The sequence below is a fragment of the Pseudomonas sp. WJP1 genome, assembly GCF_028471945.1.
GTDB lineage: Bacteria > Pseudomonadota > Gammaproteobacteria > Pseudomonadales > Pseudomonadaceae > Aquipseudomonas.
The window spans coordinates 6,656,969-6,675,628 of record NZ_CP110128.1 but is presented as its reverse complement, the minus strand read 5'-3'; the positions used below and the strand labels follow the sequence as shown (position 1 = coordinate 6,675,628).

Genomic DNA, 18,660 nt, shown 5'->3' with positions numbered 1-18,660 from the left:
CGCACATGGCGGGGTATTTTTTGTTCAACGCTTAAGCCTTACAGCCCATCAAGCATCGCCTTGTTACGCACAGCACCCTTGTCGGCACTGGTCGCCAGCAGGGCGTAGGCCTTAAGGGCGGTGGTCACCTTACGTGGACGCACTTCAACCGGTTTCCAGCCTTTCTTGTCCTGCTCGACCCGGCGCGCGGCCAGTTCTTCATCGCTGACCAACAGGTTGATCGAGCGGTTCGGAATGTCGATCAGCACTTTGTCGCCGTCCTGCACCAGGCCGATTGCGCCACCGGCAGCGGCTTCAGGCGAAGCGTGGCCGATGGACAGGCCCGAGGTGCCGCCGGAGAAACGGCCGTCGGTGAGCAGGGCGCAGGCTTTGCCCAGGCCTTTGGATTTCAGGTACGAAGTCGGGTAGAGCATTTCCTGCATGCCCGGGCCGCCTTTCGGGCCTTCGTAGCGAATGATGACGATGTCGCCTTCTTTCACTTCGTCGGCGAGGATGCCGCGCACGGCGCTGTCCTGGCTTTCGAAGATCTTCGCGTTGCCTTCGAACACGTGGATCGACTCGTCGACGCCAGCGGTTTTCACCACGCAGCCGTCCAGGGCGATGTTGCCGTACAGCACGGCCAGGCCGCCTTCTTGCGAGTAGGCGTGCTCGACGCTGCGGATGCAGCCGTTTTCACGGTCGTCGTCCAGGGTTTCCCAACGGGTCGACTGGCTGAACGCGGTTTGCGTCGGGATGCCCGCGGGACCTGCCTTGAAGAAGTGATGCACCGCTTCGTCGTTGGTCTGGGTGATGTCCCACTTGGCGATGGCTTCTTCCATGCTGCGGCTGTGCACTGTCGGCAATTGCGTGTGCAGCAGGCCACCACGGGCCAGCGAACCGAGGATGCTGAAGATCCCGCCGGCACGGTGCACGTCTTCCATGTGGTACTTCTGGATGTTCGGCGCGACCTTGCACAGTTGCGGCACGTGACGGGACAGGCGGTCGATGTCGCGCAGGTCGAAATCGATCTCGGCTTCCTGGGCGGCAGCCAGCAAGTGCAGGATGGTGTTGGTGGAACCGCCCATGGCGATGTCCAGGGTCATGGCGTTTTCGAATGCCTGGAAGTTGGCAATGTTGCGCGGCAACACCGACTCGTCGTTCTCGCCGTAGTAACGCTTGCACAGCTCGACGATGGTGCGGCCGGCCTGCAGGAACAGCTGCTCGCGGTCGCTGTGGGTGGCCAGGGTCGAACCGTTGCCCGGCAATGCCAGGCCCAGGGCCTCGACCAGGCAGTTCATCGAGTTGGCGGTGAACATGCCGGAGCACGAACCGCAAGTCGGGCAGGCGCTACGCTCGTACTCGGCAACCTTCTCGTCAGAAGCGCTGGAGTCGGCGGCGATCACCATGGCGTCGACCAGGTCGAGACCGTGGCTGGCCAGTTTGGTCTTGCCGGCTTCCATCGGGCCGCCGGACACGAAGATCACCGGGATGTTCAGGCGCAGGGAGGCCATCAACATGCCAGGGGTGATCTTGTCGCAGTTGGAGATGCAGACGATGGCGTCGGCGCAGTGGGCATTGACCATGTACTCGACGGAGTCGGCGATGATCTCGCGGCTCGGCAGCGAATAGAGCATGCCGTCGTGGCCCATGGCGATGCCGTCATCGACGGCGATGGTGTTGAATTCTTTTGCCACGCCGCCAGCGCGTTCGATTTCGCGGGCGACCAGTTGGCCCAGGTCCTTGAGGTGGACGTGGCCCGGTACGAACTGGGTAAAGGAGTTGGCAATGGCGATGATCGGCTTTTTGAAGTCGTCATCTTTCATCCCCGTTGCGCGCCACAGTGCGCGGGCGCCGGCCATGTTGCGGCCGTGGGTGGATGTTTTCGAGCGGTAATCAGGCATGAAGCACTCCGGGCGGCTAATCAGGTATCAAAAGGGAAGTGAGCTTCTATTGACGTCTGGAACACTCAGAAATGGCCGGGTGTCCGGAAGTTGCCGATAACTTTGCGGGATCGCCGCGCGCTTCAGCTTGAGCTCATAAACCCGCCGGGGATGACTGGCGATGAATGTTCGCGATTCTACACGGCTGGCGGCTGGAGGGAATGCCTGCACGCGTGGCGGCAGCATTCACAAGACGTGCGGACAGCCTACTGTAGGAGCGAGCCTGCTCGCGAAAAACCTGAGAACGCCGCAGGGTGTCAGGTTTCCAGCGTTATCGTTGACGACCTTCGCGAGCGGGCTCGCTCCTACAGGACGGAGGCCGGCCGATTAACGTGTTCAGTCCTAGACCTGCGATGCTCAAGATCAGGAAACATGAGGCGAGGGCTGTGGTCAGGTCTGCGGACGCCAGATTGATCACAACGCTGATCACGCCGCCGCACATGAATATCATCACTCCGCCGACCGAAGTGGACGTGCCGGCATCCTGCGGGTGGAGGGTCATGGCTTTGGAATTGGCAATGGGGCGGGCAATAGTAGTGCCGGCGGTACAAATCAGCATCGGTATCAGCACGGCTGCGGCAGTGAGCCCAAACTGGCTGGCCAGCCACAGCATGACCAACCCCGATAGCGCGATCAGCCCCAGGCCGACGATGATCTGCGTATTGGCCTGCAGGCGCCGATGCAGTGCGCTGGCGACTATCCCGCCAACTATGTAAGCGGCACCGTACAGCAGCATTACCCACGCGAATTCGTAGGGTGTGAGTGCCAGGCGCTCCATGAAAATGATCGGCGAGATGACGATGAATGAGAAATGGCAGGCGAAGGCCAGGGCGGAAATCAGCCAATAGCCCATGAAGCGTGGATCGGAGCACAGGCGCCAGTAGGCGCTGAAAAAACGACTGGGGGCCGGGCCACGAATGCACGGGGTTTCCTTGAGCAGCACGCCAGCATTTATCCAGACGGTGACCGCCAGCGCGATGAAGACATAGAAACTACCCTCCCAGCCAAGATGTATTTGCAGCCATGTTCCCAGCAGCGGTGATATGGAAATGAAGACGCCGCCTGCGGTGGTCATCCAGATTCTGAGGCGCTCCTGTTCCCTGCCGACGAACAGATCCTGGATCAGCGCCTGCGATAGCACGAAGGAACCGCAGCCCACTGCCTGGACAACGCGAAACACCAGGAACCAGCGGTAATCCGGGGTTATCAGGCAGCCCGCTGCGCCGATCACCGAGATGGCGATACCGATCAGTAGAATCTGCCTGCGCCCCCATAAATCCGAAAGCGGTCCGACCAGCACCACGGATATCCCCAGGCCGATGGCGAACAGACTGACAGAAAGGGCAATGTCCGATGCCGAGGTCTGGAAGTAGTCAGACAGGGCGGGAAACGACGGCAGGACGACGTCCAGCGGAAATACGCCCAATAGCGTCATGGTCATCAACAGCAGGATCAGCGAGGATTTTTTTGCGGCGTGCGGGGCAGGTGGCATCGACAGCGCTCTCGGTCCGTGAGGAGTGGTCGAGAGTTGGCTTGCTGAAGTTGGAAGTCAATGCGGGGTGCGTGGGACGTTTCTGAATCTACTGTAGGAACGAGCTCCTACAGTAGATGGTGTCGTGTTATTAGCTGTTTGGCAGCAACCGGCAAGTAATGCTTTTGATGTAGCGGGTTTCCGGGATGGCCGGGTGCACCGGGTGATCCGGCCCCTGTCCGCCACGTTCCAGCATCTGGATGTTACGGTCCAGGTGGCGAGCGCTGGTCAGCAGGATGTTCTGCAAGTCGTCTTCCGGCAAGTGCATCGAGCACGATGCGCTGAACAGGATGCCGTCCTTGGTGAGCAGGCGCATGGCCTGTTCGTTCAGGCGGCGGTAGGCGCCTTCGCCGTTTTTCATGTCTTTCTTGCGTTTGATGAACGCGGGCGGGTCGGCCACGATCACGTCGAAGCGCTCTTCGCTGGCCTTGAGCTCTTTCAGGGCTTCGAAAACGTCGCCTTCGATGCAGGTCATTTTCTCGGCGAAGCCATTCAGCGCGGCGTTGCGCTCGACGCCGTCGAGGGCGAAGGCCGATGCGTCGACGCAGAACACTTCACTGGCACCGAATGCAGCGGCTTGAACGCCCCAGCCGCCGATGTAGCTGTACAGGTCGAGCACGCGCTTGCCCTTGGCGTACGGCGCCAGGCGTGCGCGGTTCATGCGGTGGTCGTAGAACCAGCCGGTTTTCTGGCCCTGGATGACCGGCGCTTCGAATTTCACGCCGTTCTCTTCCAGCGCAACCCATTCCGGCACCAGGCCGAACACGGTTTCGACATAGCGGTTGAGGCCTTCGGCATCACGGGCGGCGGAATCGTTCTTGAACAGGATGCCGCTTGGCTTGAGCACCTGGGTGAGCGCTGCGATCACGTCGTCTTTATGGGCTTCCATGGTCGCCGAGGCGATCTGCACCACCAGGATGTCGCCGAAACGGTCGACCACCAGGCCTGGCAACAGGTCGGAATCGCCGTAGACCAGGCGATAGAACGGCTTGTCGAACAGACGATCGCGCAGCGACAGGGCCACGTTCAGGCGATGCACCAGCAGCGACTTGTCGAGTGGCAGCTTGATGTCGCGCGACAGCAGGCGCGCGCAGATCAGGTTGTTCGGGCTCATCGCAACGATGCCCAGCGGCTTGCCGCCGGCGGCTTCGAGGATCGCCTGGTCGCCGGCCTTGAAGCCGTGCAACGGGGTGGCAGCCACGTCGATTTCGTTGCTGTAGACCCACAGGTGACCGTTGCGCAGGCGACGGTCGGCGTTGGCTTTGAGGCGCAGGCTAGGCAGGGACATGACGTCGCTCCGGAAAAAAGAGCGGGAGTATACCGTGTTGCACAAGGCCGCGGCGCGGTGGATGGACATGCGGTTGAGTCAGGCCGGGATCGGATGAAACTTCACTCGGTGCGCCAGGCAAGGTGTCGGATCCAATCCAGAAAAGTTAGAATCTGCGCCTGACCCAGAGTGTGTACTTATGTCCCAAGAGCTTACCGCCGAACAAATCCAGCAATCCTTGCAAGGCATCAGTGTGCCGGCCCAACCGCAGATCATGGTGGATCTGCAGATGGAGCAGTACATGCCCGACCCGGATCTGGACGTGATCGCGAAGCTGATTTCCCAGGACCCTGGCCTCTCTGGCTCACTGCTGAAAATCGTCAACTCGCCGTATTACGGCCTGAGCAACAAGATCGCCTCGATCCAGCGCGCCGTGAATCTGCTGGGCAGCCGTTCGATCATCAACCTGATCAATGCACAGTCGATCAAGGGCGAGATGAACGATGACACCATCGTCACCTTGAACCGCTTCTGGGACACCGCCCAGGACGTGGCGATGACCTGCCTGACCCTGGCCAAGCGCATTGGCGCCCAGGCCGGCGATGAAGCCTATGCCCTGGGCCTGTTCCACGACTGCGGCGTGCCGCTGATGCTGCAGCGGTTCCCCAACTACATGAGCGTGCTGGAACAGGCCTATGCCAACGCCAGTCCCGATTGCCGGGTGGTGGACACCGAGAACCAGGCGTTCAACACCAACCACGCAGTGGTCGGGTACTACACGGCCAAGTCCTGGCGCCTGCCGGATCACGTGTCTGCCGCCATCGCCAATCATCACAATGCGCTGGCGATTTTCAGCGACGAGTCGTCACGCAACAGCGCCCTGAAAAACCTGTTGGCGATCCTGAAAATGGCCGAGCACATTTGTGCGTCCTACCGGGTGCTGGGTAACCAGGCCGAAGACCACGAGTGGAACAGCATCGGCCATTTGGTGCTCGATTACGTTGGTCTCTCGGATTACGATTTCGAAACCCTGAAGCAGACTATTCGCGACCTCGGCGCTCACCGCTGAACGGCGAACCTCTTCTCACCGAGCGCCTGATCCGAGAGCACCATGCCTGAACTGCCAGAAGTCGAAACCACCCGCCGCGGGATTGCGCCGCACCTGGAAGGCCAGCGCGTCAGCCGGGTGATCGTGCGCGATCGCCGCCTGCGCTGGCCGATCCCCGAAGACCTTGATGTGCGCTTGTCCGGTCAACGCATCGTGATGGTGGAGCGGCGCGCCAAGTACCTGTTGATCAATGCCGAGGTCGGCACCTTGATCAGCCATTTGGGCATGTCGGGGAATTTGCGCCTGGTGGAAGCCGGCCTGCCGGCGGCCAAGCATGAGCATGTGGATATCGAACTGGAGTCGGGCCTGGCCTTGCGCTACACCGACCCGCGGCGGTTCGGTGCGATGCTGTGGAGCCTTGATCCGCTCAATCATGAGCTGTTGATTCGCCTGGGGCCGGAGCCGTTGACCGACCTGTTTGATGGCGAGCGGCTGTTTCAGCAGTCACGCGGGCGCTCGATGGCGGTCAAGCCGTTCATCATGGACAACGCGGTGGTGGTCGGCGTCGGCAATATCTATGCGACCGAAGCGCTGTTCGCCGCCGGTATCGACCCGCGTCGCGAAGCCAAGAGCATCTCCCGGGCGCGGTACCTGAAGCTGGCGATCGAGATCAAGCGCATCCTGGCGGCTGCCATCGAGCGCGGCGGCACCACGCTGCGCGACTTTATCGGCGGGGACGGGCAGCCTGGTTATTTTCAGCAGGAACTGTTCGTGTACGGTCGCGGCGGTGAGCACTGCAAAGTCTGTGGCACGGGCCTGCGGGAAGTGAAGCTGGGGCAGCGCGCCAGCGTTTTTTGCCCGCGCTGCCAGAGCTGAACGTTCACAAATCCCCTGTGGGAGCGAGCCTGCTCGCGATGACGCCGGAGCAGGCAGCGCAGGACTTCAAGCCTTCCCGGTAATCTTTCGGTACTTCTCCATCAACTGCTCTTCGGTCTCTGGATGGGCTTCGTCCAGAGGAATGCAATCCACCGGGCAGACCTGCTGGCACTGCGGTTCGTCGTAGTGGCCAACGCACTGGGTGCACAGATTCGGGTCGATCACGTAGATTTCTTCGCCCTGGGAAATGGCGGCGTTGGGGCACTCGGGTTCGCAGACGTCGCAGTTGATGCAATCGTCGGTGATGATCAGGGACATGCTAACTCCAGCCGGGGCGGCAGGCCCGGGCGCAATAAATCAATGCGCTAATTGTGCCGCATTGGCGCCCGCATTGCACCCGGGTGCGATCGAGAGCAGGCAGGGCGCAGGCAAGATCAAAAGATCGCAGCCTGCGGCAGCTCCTACTTTTTGAAGCGCTGTGTCAGGGCATCCGCCACGATCGGGTGCACGAACTTGGTGATATCGCCGCCCAAGGCTGCGATTTCACGAACCAGCGTCGAGGAAATGAACGAATAACGCTCGGACGGGGTAAGGAACAGGCTTTCCACATCCGGGGCCAGCTGGCGGTTCATGTTGGCCAGCTGGAATTCGTATTCGAAGTCCGACACTGCGCGCAAGCCACGCAGGAACACGTTGGCATTCGTCTCTTTGGCAAAATGCGCCAACAGCGTCGAGAAGCCGACCACTTCAACGTTCGGCAAATGCTTGGTGACTTCGCGGGCCAGCTCTACACGCTGTTCCAGAGGAAACAACGGGTTTTTCTTCGGGCTGGCGGCAACGGCAATGATCACGTGGTCGAACAGGCGCGAGGCGCGTTCGACCAGATCGCCATGGCCCTTGGTAATAGGGTCGAAGGTACCTGGGTACAACACTCGGTTCATCGCGTCGTCCTGGCGGGAGTGCGTTGGGGATTCGGATGGTATCGCAGCCAAACCGGTCGGCCAAGTCGCCTGTTGGGTAAGAAAGCACTATAGACGATGGGAATAATCACTTTTTTCATGGGTTTTTTAAACGTTCGGCCAGGGAAGTCGCCAGTTGCGCCGTCAGACCGTAGACCGACAACTGCGGGTTTGCGCCAATGCTGGTGGGGAACAGCGAGCCGTCATGGATCGACAGATTACCCAGTTGATGATGCCGGCCAAGGCTATCGGTGACGGCATTTTTCGGGTCTTCACCCATGCTGCAACCGCCCATCACATGGGCGCTGCCCAAGCGCGTGCGGTACAACGCCAGGTCGAGCCCGTCGATCAGCGTGCGCGCTTCGCCCAGGGTTTTAACGTAGCGGGCATCGGCGTGCATGGGCATCACGGCTTTTGCACCCCCTGCGAACTGGATCTCGGCCATGCTGTGGAAGGCCCGGCGCAAACCGTCCCAGACGTAGGGTGAAACCTGGTAATCGAGCACCGGTGTCCCGTCACCGCGCAGTTGGACGCTGCCACCGGGGCTGTCCGGGTGGAATCCGTCGCGCAGCAACGCCAGCATGGCGTGGGTGTGCGGCAGGTCGGCCATGTGCCGGGCGCTTTCCTGGCCGAAGCCACCTAGCAGGGTGGCAGCCAGCGCCGGGTGCAGCGGCGGGACCTCCAGTTTGTAGCCAATCTTGCCGGCGGTGCCATCCTGCCATTGGAAATAGTCGGAGTAGATCGACTGTGGCGCGCCGTAGAACGGGTTGATGACCTCGTCGAACAAGCCGGCGGACATGTTCACCAGATGCAGGAAGGTTCGTGTACCCAGCCGCTTGTGCGGATCGGGCGCGTCGGAGCGCAACAGCAGCGCCGGGCTGTTGATGCCGCCGCCGGCCAACACGTAATGCCTGGCCTTGACCTTGATATTGCGCCCGGTGGGCTCCACGCAGCGCTCGTCCATCGCCACGCAGTGAAGTCCGCTGACGGTGTCGCCGCTGATGATGAGTTTTTCGGCGCGGGCCAGATACAGCAGCTCGCCGCCTTTATCCAGGGTGGCCGGAATGGTCGTGACCATCATCGACTGCTTGGCGTTGGTCGGGCAGCCCATGCCGCAGTAGCCGAGGTTCCAGCAGCCGCGCACATTGCGCGGGATGACATGCCAGCTGTAACCGAGCTTTTCGCAGCCCTTGCGGATCACATCGTTGTTGGCATTGGGCGGCACCATCCATGGAGCGACGCCCAGGCGCTGTTCCATTTTCTCGAACCAGGGCGCCATTTCAGCCGGGGAGTGGCCCTTCACGTCGTGTTCCCTGGCCCAGTGTTCCAGGGTCGGTTCCGGCGTGCGGAAACTGGAGGTCCAGTTGATCAGTGTGGTACCGCCCACCGCCCGGCCCTGGAGGATGGTGATTGCGCCGTCCTTGCTCATGCGGCCGATGCCTTCCTGATAGAGGCTGGCGTAGGCCTGGTCTTCGAGCAACTTGAAGTCGCTGCTGGTCTTGAGTGGGCCTTCCTCGATCAGCAGCACCTTGTAGCCGGCCGCACTGAGGATTTCGGCCGTGGTCCCGCCACCGGCACCGCTGCCGATGATCGCCACATCCGCTTCGAGAGTCAGGTCTTGGGTCAGTTGCGAGGCGTCATGGGTTTTCCAGCCGCGGGCCATGCCTTCGCGGAACGGGTCGGGTACGGGCATCTTCGGGTTCTCTTTTTATTGTTGGATGATGTGGTGACGCCTTCGCTGTAGGAGCGAGGCTTGCCCGCGAAGGGGGGCACGCGGTCTCAAACCATTGGCGGCCCCGGATACCCGCAATGCGCCCACGATTCCTTGCGCCCATACCAGGCCATCATCACCAGCTGCAGCAATGAGCTGTGCCCCATGCGCAGCAGGCTCAACGAGCTGTTTTCCCAGCGATCGAGGAAGTGCCGGATATCTTCGGCGCTGGCGTTTTCCCAGCTGCCCCAGATCCCGGTCAGCGGCCCGCGGGTCACGGCCATGCCCAGCACGTCGAACAATTGCCGTGTGAGCTTGAGCATTTCCGGGGACAAGTGATCAAGGTTGTAGTCGAGGCTTTTCAAGGTGCCCTCGACAGCCTCGGGCATGCTGGCGGCCATTACTGCGCCGTCGAGCATCACCGGCACAAGGGCGCGCAGAAACTGCAAATCGCCATTGCGCAGCGCCGTGAAACCATTGGCAGGAACGCTCGACGGGCAGCCGCCGAGGCTGGCCCCCAACCCGGCGGTGGCAAGAAAGGCGCTGGCGCCGAGGCTGAATTTGAGCAGGCCGCGCCGTGACAGCGCGGGTGTTTCGGACAGGCTTGGGTGCATTATTGTTATTACCCGGCGGTGGTCATCGTTAGCGGATAAACAGCTTCTGGATCAGTTTCTGAATGGCTTTGCCATAAGGCGGGTAGATCAGCTTCGCCGCGTTGAACCGTTGCTTGATCAGCACACCCTTGGCCTTGCTGAAGGTCAGGAAGCCTTCGTGGCCGTGGTAATGGCCCATGCCCGAAGGACCGATGCCGCCGAACGGCATGTCATCCTGGGCCACGTGTAGCAGGGTGTCGTTGAGGCACACGCCTCCGGAGTGGGTCTCGTTGAGCACGCGGTTTTGCTCGCGCTTGTCGTAGCCGAAGTAGTACAGCGCCAGTGGGCGAGGGCGCTGGTTGATGTAGGCAAATGCCTGGTCCAGATGCTTGTACGGAACGATCGGCAACAGCGGGCCGAAGATTTCGTCCTGCATCACCGTCATCTCGTCGCTGACGTTGAGCAACAGGCTATGCGCCATGCGGCGGCCCTGGCCTTGCTCGAACAATGGAATCAGCAGCGCACCCTTGCTGGTGGCGTCGCTGACATAGCCCTTGAGGCGCGCCAGTTGTCGGTCATTGATGATCGCGGTGTAGTCCGGGTTGTCGGCGAGGGTCGGATAAAAACCGCGAACCGCCTGTCGATAGGCCTCCACGAACGCGCCGACGCGATCTTCCGGTACCAGCACGTAATCCGGGGCCACGCAGGTCTGGCCGGCATTGAGGGTCTTGCCGAAAGCGATGCGTTCGGCGGCATCCTTGAGCGGTACGTCATGGGACACAATGGCCGGGGACTTGCCGCCCAGTTCCAGCGTGACCGGCGTCAGGTTTTCCGCCGCCGCGCGCATCACGTGCTTGCCGATGCTGGTGGCGCCGGTGAACAGCAGGTGATCGAAAGGCAGTCGCGAAAACGCCACGCCGATATCGGCTTCGCCCAGCACCACGCAGACCAGGTCTTCGGGGAAGATTCGCGCGAACAATGCCTTGAGCAGCAAACCGGTGGCCGGCGTCGACTCGCTGAGTTTGAGCATCACCCGGTTACCCGCCGATAACGCGCCGACCAAAGGCCCGATGGCCAGGTACAGCGGATAGTTCCACGGCACGATCACCCCGACCACGCCCAGTGGCTGGTAGACCACCTTCGCCGAAGCAGGCTGAAACGCGACACCGACCTTGCGCCGCGACGGGCGCATCCAGCCCTTGAGGTGGCGGCTGGCGTGATGAATGCCGTGCAGGCTGGGCATCAGTTCGGCGAGCAGGGTTTCATCGGCGCTGCGGTTGCTGAAGTCCTGGCTGATCGCATCGATCAGGACCTGACGTTCGTTGTCCAGCAAATCCCTTAGCGCCTTGAGCCATTGTTGGCGCTGGGCCGCGGGAGGCATCGGGTTGGCGGCATAGGCCGCGCGCTGTGAGTCGAACAGGGTCTTGAGCTCTTCCAGTGGCTGCTGGAGGTTTTGCAGGTAGGAAATGTCAGCAGTCATGGTCGGCTCCGGATTTATTGTAGTAAGCGCATTTTTAGAGTCTATACTCTAAAAAGTCAAATACCATCCTCGGCACCGCTTTGTTTTATCGCTCGCGGATAGGCCGTAAGATGCCCCTCAACGCACTCTGAATTTAAGCTCAAGCCATGGCCCCAAGGATAAAAACCAGCGAGCGCATCGTGCAGAACAGCCTGGAGCTGTTTAACCAGCAGGGCGAGCGCAGCATCAGCACCAACCACATCGCCGCCCATATGGAGATTTCTCCGGGCAACCTGTACTACCACTTCCCCAACAAGCAGGCGATCATCGCCGTGCTGTTCAGCGAGTATGAGAGCCTGGTGGACAGCTTCCTGCGCCCGCCACAGGGGCGCGCCGCCACGGTGGAAGACAAACGCTTCTATCTCAAGGAGCTGTTGTCAGCCATGTGGCGCTACCGGTTCCTGCACCGGGACCTGGAGCATTTGCTCGACAGTGACCCGGAACTGGCGGCCCGCTACCGGCGCTTTTCCCAGCGCTGCGTGATTCAGGGCGCGGCCATCTACGAAGGTTTTGTCGCCGCCGGCATCCTGAAGATGGATCGGGTACAGATCGAGTCCCTGACGATCAATGCCTGGATCATTCTCACCTCCTGGGTGCGTTTTTTGTGCACCACGCGGGAAAACTCCAGCCACCTCAGCGAGCAAGCCATCAAGCGCGGCGTGTACCAGGTACTGGTGCTGGAGGCGGGTTTCGTCACGGACCAGGCGCGTGACGCGGTCGATGCGCTGTTCGAAGAGTTTTACGTGCCGTTGGCTCAGGCATTGGAAGAAGTATGAAATAACGAATTCAGCAGGATTGAAAACAGCCCATCACAGGAGCCCGTTATGCCCATTGCGCAACTGATCAGCCCGCAAGCACTGGACCTGAAAAAGGACCAGCCGGGGTTGGTGATTCTTGATTGTCGTTTTGCTCTCGAAGACCCGGATTACGGCCAGCGCAGCTACGCACAAGGGCACATAGGCGGCTCGTCTTTTGCCGATCTCGAGCGCGACCTGAGTGGCAAAGTGGTCAAGGGCGTGACCGGGCGTCACCCACTGCCCGAGCCGGCCGACCTGATCGAACGCCTGCAAACCTTTGGCATCAACGCCGACAGCGAAGTGGTTTTGTACGACGACGGTCCGGGTGCCTTTGCGGCGCGGGCCTGGTGGCTGCTGGCCTGGTTGGGCAAGCGTGATGGCGTGTTCATCCTCGATGGCGGGATCAAGGCCTGGCACGCGGCAGGCCTGCCCCTGAGCCTTGATCCACCGTCGACCGGTCGCGGCACATTTACTGGAGTACCGGACAACGCGCTGACTCTCAGCGCCGAGCAGTTGCAGGAGCGTCTGGCCCAACCCGCGCTGACCTTGCTCGATGCCCGCGCCTTGCCGCGCTTCAAGGGTGAGGTTGAACCGATCGACCCGATTGCCGGGCACATCCCCGGTGCGCAATGTGCGGCCTTCACCGACAACCTGGGCAGCGACGGGCGTTTCCTGCCAGCCGATCAGCTCAAACAGCGGTTTGCCGCGAAACTCGGTGAGCGTTCGCCGGCCGATCTGGTGGCGTATTGCGGTTCTGGCGTGACGGCGTGTCATAACCTGTTCGCCCTGTGCCTGGCGGGTTATCCGTTGGGGGCGTTGTATGCCGGGTCGTGGAGTGAGTGGATCAATGATCCGGCTCGCGGTATTGCCACCGGCGAATAAGCCCTACCCCCTGTGGGAGCGAGCCTGCTCGCGATAGCGGAATATCCGCCGACTGATAAGTTGATTGGCATACCGCTTTCGCGAGCAGGCTCACTCCCACAAGGTTAACTGGTTTTCTTGAGCGTTAATAAAGGCGGGCGCTGCGATACGCCCCAGGCCCAACCCCATACACCTGCTTGAATTGCCGGCTCAGGTGACTCTGGTCGGCAAACCCCAGTTGCGTCGCGACGTCCAGCGGCAAACAACCGCCCTGCAACAACGCCCGCGCCCGGGCGATGCGCTGCTGCATCAGCCAGGTGTGCGGCGGCATGCCGGTGGCGCGGCGGAATACCCGGGCGAAGTGGAAGGGCGACAGGTTCACTGCCGCTGCCAGTTCTTCAAGCGAAGGAGGCGCCGCCAATTGCGCGTGCAGCAGGTCCTTGGCCAATGTCACCGCCCGGTGCTCCTTGCCCGGTTTGCCGGCAACCGGCACCGCCGCGTGACGTTGCAGCAGTGACAGCATCAGTTCCCGCCAGGCGGTTTGTTGCTGCAGTGCGGTGGCCGGGCTTTCCAGCAAGCGATGCAACTGACAGAAGCCGTTCACCAGATCCTGGTCGCGATACAGCGTGGCGCCGAACGCCGGCAGGTGATGGGTCGGCAGCTCCAGCTCGGCCAACAGTGAAAGAATCTGCCCGCTGTCGGGATAGAACGCCCGGTACAGCCAGCCGTCCTCCGTGCCCTTGTGGCCGGTGTGAAGTTCATCAGGGTTGATCAGCACCAATGTGCCGCTGCCGGCCAGGTGTTCGGCGCCGCGATAACGGTAACGCTGGGCGCCGGCCATGATCATGCCGATCACATAGCCGTCATGCACATGGGGGGCGAAACGGTGTTCGATGTAGCGCGCCGACAACAGCTCGACCCCGGCCAGCGGTGCCGTTTGCCAGAAGTGGATGGACTCGCCCTGGGCGTTATCCATGGCTTACCCGCGACCCATGCTGGCCAGCCACTGCGGGATGCGTCGTTCCAGGTAGTACCCCGGTTGGCGGAAGGTGCCATCGACAAAGCCGACATGCCCGCCCCGGGCCTGCAATTCGAATTGCGTGCAGGCTGACAACTCGTCAGCGTGCGGCAGGCTATGGGGAAAAACGAAGGGGTCGTCGGCTGCGTGGATAATCAGGGTCGGCGTACAGATCTCGCCGAGGAAGTAGCGGCTCGATGCGCGGCGATAGTAGTCGTGGGCATCGGCGAAACCATTGAGCGGCGCGGTCACCCGGCCATCGAAATCCCAGAACGTGCGCATGTTTTCCAGCGAGCCGAGGGCAGCGAGGGTCGCGAGGCCTTCTTCGCGGCCGTCGTGCTGAAACTGGCGTTGCTTGTTCTTGATGTAGGCCAGCATCTCGCGCATGAAGTGCGCCTGGTAGACCTTGGAGAAACCCTGGCCGATGCGGTCAGCGCACTGATCCAGGCGAAACGGCACCGACACCGCCACCGCACCGAGCACGCCGCTGGCGCTGCCGGTTTCACCCAGATGCTTGAGCAGCACATTGCCACCCAGGGAGTAACCGACGGCATACAACGGTGCGAGAGGACGCTTTGCCCGCAGGTGCCTGATGGTTTCGGCCAGGTCTTCACTGGCGCCGGAATGGTAGCTGCGCGGCAACAGATTGGGTTCGCCGGAGCAGCCACGCCAGTTCAGCGCGACACTGGCCCAGCCCTGGTCGCCCAGCGCTTTCTGTATCCCGGCAACGTAAGGTGAGTTCGACGAGCCGGTGAGTCCGTGCAACACCAGGACCAAAGGCGCATCGACGGTGTGCGGGCCATGCCAGTCGAGGTCGAGGAAGTCGCCATCCTCCAGCCACAGGCGTTCACGCTCACGTTGCAGGTGGGTGGTTTTGCGCCACAGCGGGCCCCACAAGGTCTGCAAGTGCGGATTGCCGAGGCCGAAGGCCGGGGTAAAGCGTTCTGGCGGATGGAACACGATGGGTCTCTATGCAGTGGCGCACGCCTGCATTGCGGCGCGCACCTTGTTCAGGCCGGTCGGTTAACCGGCGATCTCTGCCATACGTTGCCACAATGAATAGTAGACCCGTCCGGATTTTTGCTCCCGGTGCAGGCGCCAGTTCCCCGGCAGGCCGAGGGTAGAGGGCGCGTTTTCGCTTTCGGTGTAGACCCAGGCGTCATCCGCCAGCCACTGGCGCTCTTCAAGCAGGGCGCAAACGGTCGGCAGCAGGTTCTGGTTGAACGGCGGGTCGAGGAACACCAGGTCGTAGGCAACGGCGGCCTGGGTTTCCAGGTAGCGCAAGGCGTCGGCCGTTTGAATCTGGCCGGTGGTGCAGCGCAGGGTACCCAGGTGCTCCTTGATGCTCGATACCGCAAGGCTGCTGGCGTCCAGCGCCTGGCCCATCGCGGCGCCACGGGAGAGTGCCTCGAGGAAAAGCGCGCCGCTACCGGCGAACGGATCGAACACCTTGGCGCCCGGGACGTAGGGTGCTAGCCAGTTGAACAGGGTTTCACGCACCCGGTCCGGCGTCGGGCGCAAGCCCGGCGCGTCGGGGAAGCTCAGCTTGCGGCTGCGCCATTCGCCGCCGATGATGCGCAGCTGGTTCACACCGTTATGCACGTTGTGGACAGGTTTTTTCGGGCGAGAAGTGGCCATTAATGCTCCGGAACCCCGAGCGGTTGCTCGGCGGGTTTATCAGTTGGGGCCGGTAACGGCTTTTGCGGCACGGTCGGGCCAGCGCTGACGATGACCAGTTTGTCCGTGCTCAAGTGTTTGTTCATGGCCGCCTTGACCTGCTCGACGGTCAGGTTCTGCGACTGCTGCATGAATTCTTCCAGGTGATTGAGCGGCAAGTCGTAGAAGCCGATCGCACCCAGCTGGCCGACGATATCGGCGTTGCTGGCGGTGGACAGCGGGAAGCTGCCGGCCAGTTCGCGCTTGGCGTCGTCGAGTTCTTTTTCGGTCGGGCCGGTCTTGAGGTAGTCAGCGAGCACATCCTGCACCAGTTTCAGGGTGCCTTCGCTCATCTCGGCGCGGGTCTGCAGGTTGATCATGAACGGGCCGCGTACCTGCATCGGGCTGAAACCTGAGTACACACCATACGCCAGGCCACGCTTCTCGCGCACTTCGCTCATCAGCCGCGTACCGAAACCGCCACCGCCGAGGATCTGGTTGCCCATGGACAGTGCCGCGTAATCCGGATCGTCACGGTCGATGCCCAGTTGCGCGAGCATCAGGTTGGTTTGCTTGGACGGGAACTCGATGTGGCCGATGCTGGCCTTGGGTTCAGCGGGTTGCTCGATCTTCGGCAGGGCCGGGCCTTTGGGCAGGGCGGCCGACACCTGAGCGGCGATGGCTTCGGCTTCGGCGCGAGACAGGTCGCCGACCAGCGCGATCACTACGTTGCCCGCGGCATAGGCTTTCTGGTGGAACCCGCGCAGTTGCGCCAGGGTGACGGCCGGAACGGTTTGCGCCGTGCCATCGCTGGCATGAGCGTACGGATGATCGCCGTACAAACGATTCATCAACTCAAGGCTAGCGAGTTTGCCAGGGTTCTGTTTCTGGTATTCGAAGCCGGCGAGCATCTGGTTCTTGATGCGGGTGAACGAGTCGGCGGGGAAGGTCGGTTTGCCGACGACTTCGGCGAACAACTTCAATGCCGGTTCGCGCTTGTCCGCGGCGCTGAGGCTGCGCAGGGACGCCACCGCCATGTCTTTATAGGCACCGTTGCCGAAATCGGCGCCCAGGCCTTCGAAGCCCTGGGCGATGGCGCTGACATCCTTACCGGCCACGCCTTCGTTGAGCATGGCGTTGGTCAACAGCGCCAGGCCCGGTGCGTTGCCGTCCTGGCTGCTGCCGGCGGCAAAGATCAGGCGCATGTCGAACATCGGCAGCTCACGGGCTTCGACGAACAACACCTTGGCGCCTTCGGCGGTGCTCCAGGTCTGTACGTCGAGTTTGCGGTGGCTTGGTGCCTTGCCGTTGAGTTCGGTCAGCGATTGCAGCTTTTGGCTGGCCTTGGCCTTGTCCAGCGCTTCGCTGGCAACGGAGTCATTGGTTTTGGAGAAATAGAATGCAGCCGAGCCGATCAGGGCGACTGCGATCAGGCCGAGCAGGGCCAGGCGCGGTTTTTTATGTTCACTCATGAGTCGTCTCCTCCGGCAGAACATGGGCGACGCTGAGACGTTCGCGGGTGAAATACAGCTTGGCGGCGTTCTGGATATCTTGCGGTGTCACGCTTTCCAGCTCGGCGAGCTCGGTGTCCATCAACTTCCACGACAGGCCGACGGTCTCCAGTTGGCCGATGGCGGTGGCCTGGCTGGTGATCGAGTCGCGCTCGTACACCAACCCGGCGATGACCTGTGCCCGTACGCGTTCCAGCTCTTCGGTGGTCGGCGCGGTGGTTTTCAGTTGTTCAAGCAGCTTCCACAAACCGGCTTCGGCCTGGGCGATGGTCTTGTTCTTCTGGCTGTTGGGCGTTGCCGACAGGGTGAACAGGCTGTCGCCACGGGTGTAGGCGTCGTAACTCGACGAGCCGCCGGACACCAGCTCTTCGCCGCGCTCCAGTTGCGTCGGGATGCGTCCGCTGTAGCCGCCGTCGAGCAGCGCCGAGATCAGACGCAAGGCGTTGACCAGGCGCTTGTCTTCGGCGGTCGCGATGCTTGGCACGTTGAAGGCCAGCATCAGGCTGGGCAATTGGGTCTTCACGTGCAGGGTGATCTGGCGTTCGCCGGGCTCGGCCAGTTCCAGCGGAATCTTCGCCGCCGGTACCTCACGCCTGGCGATCGGCCCGAAGTAGCGCTGGGCCAGGGTCTTGACCTCGTCCGGCGTCACGTCGCCGACCACCACCAGCGTGGCGTTGTTCGGCACGTACCAGGATTGGTACCAGTGACGCAGCTCTTCGACTTTCATGCGGTCCAGGTCGGCCATCCAGCCAATGGTCGGCGTGTGATAGCCGCTGGCCGGGTAAGCCATGGCCTTGAAACGCTCGTAGGCCTTGGACATGGGTTTGTCGTCGGTGCGCAGGCGCCGTTCTTCCTTGATGACTTCGATCTCGCGGGCGAACTCGTCGGGCGGCAGGCGCAGGCTGGCCATGCGGTCGGCTTCGAGTTCGAAGGCCACGCCCAGGCGGTCGCGGGCCAAAACCTGGTAATACGCCGTGAAGTCGTCGCTGGTAAAGGCGTTTTCTTCGGCGCCGAGGTCGCGCAGGATCAGCGAGGCTTCGCCGGGGCCGACTTTCTCGCTGCCCTTGAACATCATGTGTTCCAGGGCATGGGACAGGCCGGTCTGGCCAGGCGTCTCGTAACTGGAGCCAACCTTGTACCAGACCTGGGAAACCACCACCGGCGCGCGATGGTCTTCGCGCACGACGACCTTCAAGCCGTTGTCGAGGGTGAATTCGTGGGTCGGTTGCGGGTCGGCCGCCAGGGCCGAAAGGGGCAGGCAAAGTGTGCTGAGCAGCAGGCCTGCAGCGCGGCGGGCTAGGGCATTCATTCGTTTTTAAACCTTTGGGGCTGCCCGCTTGTTCTTAGCGTCAGCGGGCGAGAGGGTGCTAGGATACTGATCCGTTTTACTGGCG

17 protein-coding genes and 1 pseudogene are annotated in these 18,660 nt (G+C 61.9%); 4 read left to right on the top strand and 14 right to left on the bottom strand.

The window, feature by feature from the left end; genetic code table 11:
- Positions 1-38: 38 nt before the first annotated feature.
- The 4 genes and pseudogenes from ilvD to OH720_RS30105 form a co-directional block, all read right to left on the bottom strand.
- Complete coding sequence (gene ilvD / locus OH720_RS30120; protein WP_008048311.1) at positions 39-1,880, bottom strand: dihydroxy-acid dehydratase; 1,842 nt, start codon at positions 1,878-1,880, stop codon at positions 39-41.
- A 240-nt stretch (positions 1,881-2,120) separates the two neighbouring features.
- Positions 2,121-2,231: pseudogene (locus tag OH720_RS30115) on the bottom strand (outer membrane lipoprotein carrier protein LolA); the annotation flags it as partial.
- Positions 2,191-3,411, bottom strand: coding sequence for a multidrug effflux MFS transporter (locus OH720_RS30110; protein WP_272603900.1), 1,221 nt, complete (start codon positions 3,409-3,411; stop codon positions 2,191-2,193). The gene OH720_RS30110 and the pseudogene OH720_RS30115, both read right to left, overlap by 41 nt.
- Positions 3,412-3,541: 130 nt before the next feature.
- Positions 3,542-4,738: a class I SAM-dependent rRNA methyltransferase gene (locus OH720_RS30105; RefSeq protein ID WP_008065056.1), complete on the bottom strand. Its 1,197-nt coding sequence runs from the start codon at positions 4,736-4,738 to the stop codon at positions 3,542-3,544.
- A 232-nt stretch (positions 4,739-4,970) separates the two neighbouring features.
- Between OH720_RS30105 and OH720_RS30100 the strand changes: the two genes are divergently transcribed.
- Together OH720_RS30100 and mutM are read left to right on the top strand one after the other, a co-directional pair.
- Entirely contained in the window at positions 4,971-5,786 is an 816-nt protein-coding gene (locus OH720_RS30100) for an HDOD domain-containing protein (protein ID WP_272606538.1), read from the top strand.
- Between the two features lie 42 nt (positions 5,787-5,828).
- Entirely contained in the window at positions 5,829-6,641 is an 813-nt protein-coding gene (gene mutM / locus OH720_RS30095) for a bifunctional DNA-formamidopyrimidine glycosylase/DNA-(apurinic or apyrimidinic site) lyase (protein ID WP_272603899.1), read from the top strand.
- Positions 6,642-6,707: 66 nt separating this feature from the next.
- Here the strand turns inward: mutM and OH720_RS30090 are convergent, their stop codons facing one another.
- The 5 genes from OH720_RS30090 to OH720_RS30070 all read right to left on the bottom strand — a co-directional run bounded on the left by OH720_RS30090 (position 6,708) and on the right by OH720_RS30070 (position 11,384).
- Positions 6,708-6,959 (bottom strand): YfhL family 4Fe-4S dicluster ferredoxin, encoded by a 252-nt coding sequence (locus OH720_RS30090; protein ID WP_003195146.1) that lies wholly within the window; start codon positions 6,957-6,959, stop codon positions 6,708-6,710.
- 143 nt (positions 6,960-7,102) lie between these two features.
- Entirely contained in the window at positions 7,103-7,582 is a 480-nt protein-coding gene (gene coaD / locus OH720_RS30085; protein ID WP_008065062.1) for a pantetheine-phosphate adenylyltransferase, read from the bottom strand.
- A gap of 115 nt (positions 7,583-7,697) precedes the next feature.
- Positions 7,698-9,293 (bottom strand): GMC family oxidoreductase, encoded by a 1,596-nt coding sequence (locus OH720_RS30080; protein ID WP_272603898.1) that lies wholly within the window; start codon positions 9,291-9,293, stop codon positions 7,698-7,700.
- An 86-nt stretch (positions 9,294-9,379) separates the two neighbouring features.
- Entirely contained in the window at positions 9,380-9,925 is a 546-nt protein-coding gene (locus tag OH720_RS30075; protein ID WP_272603897.1) for a twin-arginine translocation pathway signal protein, read from the bottom strand.
- Between the two features lie 28 nt (positions 9,926-9,953).
- Complete coding sequence (locus tag OH720_RS30070; protein ID WP_272603896.1) at positions 9,954-11,384, bottom strand: coniferyl aldehyde dehydrogenase; 1,431 nt, start codon at positions 11,382-11,384, stop codon at positions 9,954-9,956.
- Between the two features lie 146 nt (positions 11,385-11,530).
- Between OH720_RS30070 and OH720_RS30065 the strand changes: the two genes are divergently transcribed.
- Together OH720_RS30065 and OH720_RS30060 are read left to right on the top strand one after the other, a co-directional pair.
- Entirely contained in the window at positions 11,531-12,199 is a 669-nt protein-coding gene (locus OH720_RS30065; protein ID WP_008065071.1) for a TetR/AcrR family transcriptional regulator, read from the top strand.
- Positions 12,200-12,247: 48 nt separating this feature from the next.
- Positions 12,248-13,102, top strand: coding sequence for a sulfurtransferase (locus OH720_RS30060; RefSeq protein WP_272603895.1), 855 nt, complete (start codon positions 12,248-12,250; stop codon positions 13,100-13,102).
- A 124-nt stretch (positions 13,103-13,226) separates the two neighbouring features.
- Here OH720_RS30060 and OH720_RS30055 read toward each other — a convergent pair whose 3' ends face one another.
- From OH720_RS30055 to OH720_RS30035, 5 genes are all read right to left on the bottom strand, one after another.
- Positions 13,227-14,057 carry an AraC family transcriptional regulator gene (locus OH720_RS30055; protein ID WP_272603894.1) on the bottom strand — a complete coding sequence of 277 codons (831 nt, stop codon included), beginning with the start codon at positions 14,055-14,057 and terminating at the stop codon, positions 13,227-13,229.
- Between the two features lie 3 nt (positions 14,058-14,060).
- On the bottom strand, positions 14,061-15,059 hold the full coding sequence (locus OH720_RS30050; protein ID WP_272603893.1) for a hydrolase: 999 nt from the start codon (positions 15,057-15,059) through the stop codon (positions 14,061-14,063).
- A 63-nt stretch (positions 15,060-15,122) separates the two neighbouring features.
- Complete coding sequence (gene rsmD, locus OH720_RS30045; protein WP_008065078.1) at positions 15,123-15,737, bottom strand: 16S rRNA (guanine(966)-N(2))-methyltransferase RsmD; 615 nt, start codon at positions 15,735-15,737, stop codon at positions 15,123-15,125.
- Complete coding sequence (locus tag OH720_RS30040) at positions 15,737-17,227, bottom strand: M16 family metallopeptidase (protein ID WP_272603892.1); 1,491 nt, start codon at positions 17,225-17,227, stop codon at positions 15,737-15,739. Before OH720_RS30040 ends, rsmD begins: the two co-directional genes overlap by 1 nt.
- Positions 17,220-18,575 (bottom strand): M16 family metallopeptidase, encoded by a 1,356-nt coding sequence (locus OH720_RS30035; protein WP_272603891.1) that lies wholly within the window; start codon positions 18,573-18,575, stop codon positions 17,220-17,222. The genes OH720_RS30040 and OH720_RS30035 overlap by 8 nt, the downstream gene beginning before the upstream one ends.
- Positions 18,576-18,660: the final 85 nt, after the last annotated feature.